Origin of the sequence: Dietzia sp. E1 (genome assembly GCF_014145015.1) — a bacterium.
Taxonomy (GTDB): Bacteria; Actinomycetota; Actinomycetes; order Mycobacteriales; family Mycobacteriaceae; genus Dietzia; species Dietzia cinnamea_A.
Map to the genome: position 1 here is coordinate 1 of NZ_JAALDU010000292.1, position 7128 is coordinate 7128.

Here is a 7128-nt window from a genome sequence, read left to right on the forward strand (position 1 = left end):
GGCCGAGATAGGCCGCCCCGTTCGCAGCACTCTGGCCTCCCGAGCCGGACGACGACGCTCCGCTGCCAAGGCTCTGCTGGACGTTGCCCAACGCAGCGCCGGCGGCGCCGGCGACAGCGCCCGTAGCTCCGGCAGCGGCGGCGCCGATGCCGGCGGCGCTGCCACCGGACACCGAGGCAGACACCGCCGGAGCGACGACGCGCATCAGCGCGGGCAGCACGAGGCCGGCGGCGGCCAGCAGCAGCATCGAGGAGACCGCCTCCATCATCGACGGCTGTTCTGTTCCCGAGCTGAGCCAGAACGCCACCAGGTACAGCAGGGTCGCCACCGGCTTGAACAGCAGCGCCGCGACGACGAACCCGATCATCGACTTGAAGGCCTGCTTGCCGGTGCTCAGCGCGAACGACGCTGCCGCCAGCGGCAGCAGACCCACCACCACCACCAGAAGGCCCTCGCGGATCACTAGCGCCACCATCTGCGCCAGAGCGCCCAGCAGCGCGAACACCACCATGATCAACACCGCGGCCGGCCCGAGTCCGGTCTTCTCGTCGATGAGCGCGACCGCGTTGATCTTGGCCTCTGGATCCCCGCCCAGACCGTCGGTGAGCCACTGAACCGAGACCAGGTCGGTGGCCATGTGCAGCGACATGATCACCGCCGGAAGCGCGGCCCCGGCGAGGATGAAGTTGAAGACGAGCTGTCCGACGTCCTCGAACCCATCACCCAATCCGCGGTTCCGGGCGACCGCCATCCGTGCCCCCGCGATGATCAGCGACACCACGAACAGCAGTACCTGCGCCCACAGCGTCAGGTTGAACACTCCTGCCACCGACGACCGGAAATCTGGTGCAGTGGAGGGGGATTCAACGTCCGCCACCGACTGCTCGAGGTCCTCGTTCGAGAAGGGTGACTCCTTAATCCACATCGTCATGATCAGCGACAACGCCTGAGCATTTCCCTCCAGGAGGGACTTGACGAAGTCTCCGATCGGATCGCCCCAGAACGCCGAGGCGGCGGTTGAAGCAGCAGCCTCCAAAGCGTCGCCTGGGTGGCGTACCGCGCTGATTGCGTTACACGTGCCGCTGGCCACGGTGTTTCCGAGCTGATTCAGGGCACCGTCAAGGAAATTGCTGGCTTCATGGTCACGAGCGCCGCCGTCCTCGCCGGTGAACGGGTCCGTGTCGATGAATTCACGGCACTCGTGATAGAGCTCTTGAAAGCTGTTCTGCGACTCAGGTAGATCCTGCGCTGTTGCAGGGCCGCCGAAGGCAACGATCGCTGTGAAGGACGCGACGAAAATGGCCACGCATCGGCGGATCTTTAATGCAATGTCGGTCGGACGATGGCGTGTCATAGCCACCTCACCCACGAGTCATCGAGAGCTTCAACGTTGTAGGCATCTGTCTTGACGATCACCCAGTGATCCCCGCGCCACGCCATCGAGACTCGAGTGACTGAATGCCGGTCGGCGCCCTGCGCCTCTTCGGGAACAGCTCCGAGTGCTTCCTTCAGCGGAACATCAGCGGTTTCGACAGTGCAGAAGTTTTCGTCGCAGGCGCGAACTTTGAACCACGAGGGCGCCAAATACCCCGTGGACATGTAGTCCCGCATCTTCGACTCGTCCTTGGCTTCGATCTCGTTGATCATCGTCGGGGACAGCTGCGCGAAGGCGTCCGGGAAGTAGTACTTGAGGAAGGCCGTGTACTCCGGGCCTGCCGCGATCACCCGCGCTCGATGTGTCATCGCGAGCAGGCCAGCGCCCTGGGGTGAGCGTGCAAACCCTGTGAGGACGCCGTCCTCGATTCCGGTAGGTCCGTCACTTGTCGAGACGCCGATCGTTACGCCTCGGGCCACTCGCTGCAGCTCTAAGCCCGCCGGAGGGCCTACCGGCTCAGTACCCGCAGGAAAGTCTCCCGGCGATTCCGTTTGCGCCAACGGCTTCCCGGGGACCTGGCCGACATCGAGTACCCGCCTGCCCATCGCGTCGGGTACTAACTCGCCGGTCTGATCGGGTGGTGAGCTTTGCAGAGACGCTGCCGGCGGCGGTTCGGGGGCAGCTGTCGCAGTCGTGTCTTCCGAAGAGTTTCTGTTGAGCGAGGCGACGACAATGACGAGAGTGATGATGGCCGCCGCTAGGAGAGCCGCGGCAATGGTCCAGGGGCGCTTGTTCACTTTGCTTCTGCCTCCCAGGTGGTGAAGCCCTCGAGTGCCTGGATCTCGGCCGCGTCGATGTCGTCTTCCTGCGTGGGAAGCACGAGCTTCCAGTCCGCCCCTGTCCACGCCAACTGCACCGGGTAGGCCGTCAGCAGGGGCTCCTGTTCTCCCGGCGCAGGGGGGGTCGATGTCGCCAGCAATACAATCGCCTTTTCAGGCGAGTAGTCGGTGATCTTGAACGCGGTGAAGGTGGCGGCCACCGACGGATCGACGGCGCCCGACACGCTCATCAGCACGCGGGCTTGCGCCCACTGGTCCCGGCCGGGGCCGGGAGCGGTGACCGTGCGCACCACTTCGGGCCACGTGGAGTCGGGCGCCGTGGCAAGGGCTGCTTGCCCGTTCGCCGCTGCCAGAGCCGCGCCTTGCGGGGTATGGCTGTACCCCTGGGGCGGAGACGTTCGCGCCGGCCCGTCGGCGCGGGAGGTCGGCACCTTGAGTCCGGCTACGTTCCGCCACGTCAGATCAGCCGGGGCAGAAGCGGTGTCCACAACTGGCGGCTGCTCGGTCTGCTCATCATTTGAGCAGGCGGTGTTCGCCGTCAGCAGCAGCGCCACCGCCGCAGCGGTGAGAACGCGTCGCATCTTGGACAACAGGGACTCCTTCTAGATGAATACGTCGGCGAAGTGGCCAGCAGTGGCGACGACCAGGCAACCGAGGACGACCTTGATGGCGATGGCCTGGATCGAGGGGCCGTACTGGTCGATCAGTCGGTTGTCGACCGTCAGGAGAGCCCCGATCGCCATAACGCCGGCGACCACGACGGCGGTGGCTCCCCACTTGACCCAGCCGACCGCCTGGGTGAACCGGGTCATCGCCTCGGGTGGCGGGGCGACAGGGCTGGTCGGAGGTAGTACTACCGCCGGGTCCTGCGCCAGCACGGTCACCACGTCGGTGAGCACGGCGGTTAGGAGACCAGGGCGTTGACGATGGGGCCGGCCAGCATGATCGTCAAGCAACCGCCGATGATTCCAATAACTCGACCTTGGACCTCGTCACCCCGCCCCGCTGCCCGCGCCATGACGAAATATGCCCCCGTGAACATCACGCCCAAGATCCCGACGGCGATGCAGCCCCACATCGCGTACGACAGTGCGGTGTCGACCTTGTCGCCGGCCCCGGGGATCTCCATCGGGGACAGGTTCTCGCCGACGGCGATGATGTGCTCGGCCACCGGGGCGGCGGCGTGAATCGTCTCGACAATCATGGCGTTCTCTCCTTGGGGTGAGGTGATGCGGTTGAGATGGGGTTAGGGCTTGCCAGGGCGGTTGCGCCACTGCTCGCCCGCGGCGGCGAAGACCTCCGCGGCAGCGGTGGCGACCGATTCTGGGACCGCGTCAGTGGGCGCTAGCGGCCGGGCGAATCGCTTAGCCGGTGGCGGGGTGTAGTCCGGGGTCCACTGCGCCAGCTCGGTCGGCTCCGAGGTCAGCAGCTCGGGAACCCAGTCGATGTGCCAGCTCGCCCCGGCAGCGGCGGCGACGAGCTCGCGGCGGCGGGACAGTGTCAGGTCCGGTTTGCCGGGGGCTGCGGCGACGGTGACCAGGCCCAGCAGCGAGCAACCGCCGACCTCTCCTGCCTGGTGCTGAAGGCACAGCCGGTGCGCTGCATTGAGACCGACCGTGTGCATTCGTGCGACGACGACGACGAACGGCGCTTTCTCGGCGGATGGCCAACCTCGCTGACTGTCTGCGGCCGGCGCCCACATGGATTCCAACGTCGACACCCCGGCACCGCCGTGGGCGCCGAGCAGCCAGATCACCGGGGTCCGGCTGTCGGCGGGGCGCGGAACGGGCGCGTCCCACACCGGTGCGCGGTCTCCTTCGGCTGGCACAGCCAGCCACCCGGGCACAGCCTTAGATGTCGGGTGCGGGAGTTTGTGGGCGCTGGTCATGCTCGCCTCCTTCGTCTTGTCCCTTGCGGGCGTCACGCGGTCACCGAGGCCAGGGCCTCGGAGAGTCCGGCGATGTCGGCGGTCTGCGACGTCGCCGGCAGCTTGGACAGCTGGTCGTTCCCGGCTCCCGACCGGATCAGGGCCATGCGGTCGGCATTCGTGGAGTGGCTGATCTCGCTGACCGGCTCCATCCCCCGGGCAACGGCGAGGTCGTTGGCCGCGGCCAGCGCCCACTGCTGGGTGATCGCCGCCGGGGACTGCCCTGATGCCGTAAACGGGGTGCGGTCGTACATGCCGTGGGCGTCGATCGCGTTCCAGGTCTGGGTCTGGGTCGCCAGGTCGACCAGGCCCGTCGTGTCGGACACCGTGTGCTCGATCTCGCCGATCACCCGCTGCAGACCGGAGTCCACGGTTGCGGGCGTGATGACCTCAGACGCCGCAACAGCGAGCTGGCCCACCAGCACCGTTGCTGCCGCTGCCGGGCTCGCTGCGCCGGCCACCGCGATCTGCGCGATGTTCTCCGGCGTCAGGGTCTTCTTGGCCACGGTGATCGACGCTCCGAGCGCCATCCCGGCCAGCTTGGTCCCGGCTTCCACCAGTAGCGCGGTCGGATCGGTCGGGTTCTGCACCTGGGTCGGGTCGGAGTAGCGCGCCATCCGCGACAGCGTGGTGGTGCCCCGGCTGGCCGGGGCGATGGTGAACCCACTTCCGTCGGAGTACTCCACGTCTTCGGCGATGGTCTCTGCGGCCGTGAACAGCACCGACTGCCCCGCCACGGTGGCGACGTTGACCAGCGCACGGATCGGGTCTCCCCCGGTCTCGCTCTGTCCGGCGATGTTGGCTACGACCTGGAACAGATCGGAGTCGGGCGGGGTGTCGCATGCCAGGTCTCCGGGGACGCAGAACGAGGCGACTCGATCGGCCACCGCACCAAAATCCGGGGCCGACGTGTTCGGGGAGATTCCGCGCCCCTCCGGCCGCGGGGCACCTTCACCCACGTTGATCGCCGCCACCGCGGCGCCCTCCGTGCCCGGCACCGTCCCCGGAGTCGTCCGGGACGAGCCTTCCTGGAAGATCGGGGCGCCCTGAGCACGGGTGGGATCACTCATCAGCGCCGCACCGGCGAACTGCTCGGGAGTGACAGGCCCGGAGCCGGCGCCGATTTCACGGGCCAGGGCCGAGGCGACCTGGGCGCCCTGGCTGTAGCCGGAGACGAAGATCTTGGTCTCCGGGCATCGCTCGATCGTCTCGGCGATGAGCTTTCGCCCGTTCTCTATGCCGACGGTGACGCTCTCGGCGTAACTCGACTGGTCCTCTGAGGGGACGAAGCCTCCGAAGGATGCCGGGTACGGCACGTAGGTGCGGCTCATACGCGCCTGGCCATCGGCGTTAGCCGCTCTGACGGTGGGACTCACCACGCGAGCCATCCATCCCGTGTCCGCGTCGGTCTTGGAGTTTCTCGTTGACTCCGTCGTGCCGTTGATCGCCACGAGCTGCACCAGCGGGCACTCATCGCCCTCGGGCAACGCCACCTCCGAGGTCCCTCGAGACGAGGTCGGGACCGTAGCGGTTGAGGTCAACGGTCGAGCCGTGGTGGCGGAGGGTGTAGCGCTCGCCGTGGTTTGCGCCTGGACCCCTCCCGCTTGGGCCACCACTGCCAACGATGACGCCGTGATGACAGCGCCGATCCTTGCCACGTTCCCCGGCTTCATTCGCTGGCTCCTTCAGAGTTCTCTTCGATCGAGACGATCCGGACCTCCCCGTTCTCACGGGTGGTCGTCACGCGCTGGTAGTAGGTCGTTTCGCTGCCGCCAGGAGCGGTCTCGGTCAGCTCGACCACGGCGTCGTCGCCGTCGCGCTCGATACGCAGGCAGTGCGTTGTCCCGCGGGCCACTGAGTCGATGCCCTCCTGAAGAGCATCGAGATTGGTGATCGGTGAATCCTTCGCCAACAGCGGCTTGATCGCCTCGGCGTCTCTGGCGACGTAGTAGGCGTGTTGGAAGGCCAGGACTACTCCGGCGGCGGACTCTCGGTCGCCTTTGCCGTTGCCCGTCACGGTGGTGGCCGACTCGGAGGACTCGCACTCCGATTCGGCCACCACCGCCTCGCCGCTCGGTGGTGCGGTGGTCGCGGTCGTGGGGAGCGTCAACGTCGGGGAGGCCGACGTCTCGGAGCCAGATAGGAGCGACGACAGCATCCACGCGCCGCCCCCGATCGCTAGCAGTACCGCCGCGACTGTGCCGCCGAACAGGAGCTTGGTTCGCCTCCCGCCGCGATCTCGCGCGGGCGGGGTTTCGACAGCCGCGGGAGCGGTCTCGGCCTGGTCGAACCAGTCGCAGTCGGACTCCGGGCCTCCGGCCACGGCTTCCAAGTGGCGGGGTTCACCGCGGTCGTCAGCAGAATTTGACGACTCCGAAAACCACTCGGGCAGATCGTCGTCGCGGCTCATGTCCACTCCCCTCGATCGGTGCGGCGATCAGTGCGTCGGATCAGTTGAAGTGGACCGGGGGCACGCCCGGGATGTTCAGGTTGTTGATCGACCCGGCGACGTGGTCCTTGGCCTGGTTGATCGAGTCGTTGATGCCGTTCTGGACGCCGAGTGCGGCGTGCGGGTTTGAGTTGAGTGCGGCCCCGCCGGCACCGAGCGAGGCGGCACCACCGGCGACGCTTCCGGTGCCGGCCAGCCCGGCGATCGCGGTACCGGCGGTGGCGATCGGACCGGCAGTAGTCGCCGCGGCGATGACAGGGGCGGCGATCGGGCCAAGGGCCGCGAGCGCGGAGATGATCACGCCGGAAATGGCAGAAGCGGCTGCGAGCATGGAATTTCCTCTTTCTCTACGGGGTGAAAACTGGTGGCCTGAGGGTCACTCAGCCGATACGAAGCTCTTTCGGAGCGATCGGGGCCTGCGGTACGACCGGCGCGCGGCCACCGAGATCGATCGTGATTCCCTGCGGTGCAGGCGCAGGAGCGGGCGCAGGAGCGGGCGCGGGAGCGGGCGCGGGAGCGGGCGCGGGAGCGGGCGCGG

9 protein-coding genes are annotated in these 7128 nt (G+C 67.4%); all 9 read right to left on the reverse strand.

Translation table 11 applies throughout. The features are described 5' to 3' along the window. A partial coding sequence (locus tag G6030_RS10410) for a hypothetical protein (RefSeq protein WP_182643070.1) occupies positions 1-1306 on the reverse strand: 1306 nt, incomplete at its 3' end. A gap of 44 nt (positions 1307-1350) precedes the next feature. Beyond that, positions 1351-2172, reverse strand: coding sequence for a hypothetical protein (locus tag G6030_RS10415; RefSeq protein ID WP_182643071.1), 822 nt, complete (start codon positions 2170-2172; stop codon positions 1351-1353). Then, a complete protein-coding gene (locus tag G6030_RS10420; RefSeq protein WP_182643075.1) occupies positions 2169-2795 on the reverse strand; it encodes a hypothetical protein in 627 nt (208 codons plus the stop codon). Before G6030_RS10420 ends, G6030_RS10415 begins: the two co-directional genes overlap by 4 nt. A gap of 21 nt (positions 2796-2816) precedes the next feature. Next, positions 2817-3113, reverse strand: coding sequence for a hypothetical protein (locus G6030_RS10425; protein WP_132064165.1), 297 nt, complete (start codon positions 3111-3113; stop codon positions 2817-2819). Positions 3114-3118: 5 nt separating this feature from the next. Further along, positions 3119-3418 (reverse strand): hypothetical protein, encoded by a 300-nt coding sequence (locus tag G6030_RS10430; RefSeq protein WP_063935013.1) that lies wholly within the window; start codon positions 3416-3418, stop codon positions 3119-3121. Positions 3419-3460: 42 nt separating this feature from the next. Then, positions 3461-4102, reverse strand: coding sequence for a DUF6668 family protein (locus G6030_RS10435; protein ID WP_156509478.1), 642 nt, complete (start codon positions 4100-4102; stop codon positions 3461-3463). A gap of 32 nt (positions 4103-4134) precedes the next feature. After that, the gene (locus G6030_RS10440) at positions 4135-5634 is read right to left on the reverse strand and encodes a cutinase family protein (RefSeq protein WP_182643072.1); all 1500 of its coding nucleotides are present in this window, start codon (positions 5632-5634) and stop codon (positions 4135-4137) included. 176 nt (positions 5635-5810) lie between these two features. Further along, positions 5811-6551, reverse strand: a complete 741-nt coding sequence (locus G6030_RS10445) for a hypothetical protein (protein ID WP_182643073.1) — start codon at positions 6549-6551, stop codon at positions 5811-5813. A gap of 40 nt (positions 6552-6591) precedes the next feature. Next, positions 6592-6921, reverse strand: a complete 330-nt coding sequence (locus G6030_RS10450; protein ID WP_182643074.1) for a hypothetical protein — start codon at positions 6919-6921, stop codon at positions 6592-6594. Positions 6922-7128: the final 207 nt, after the last annotated feature.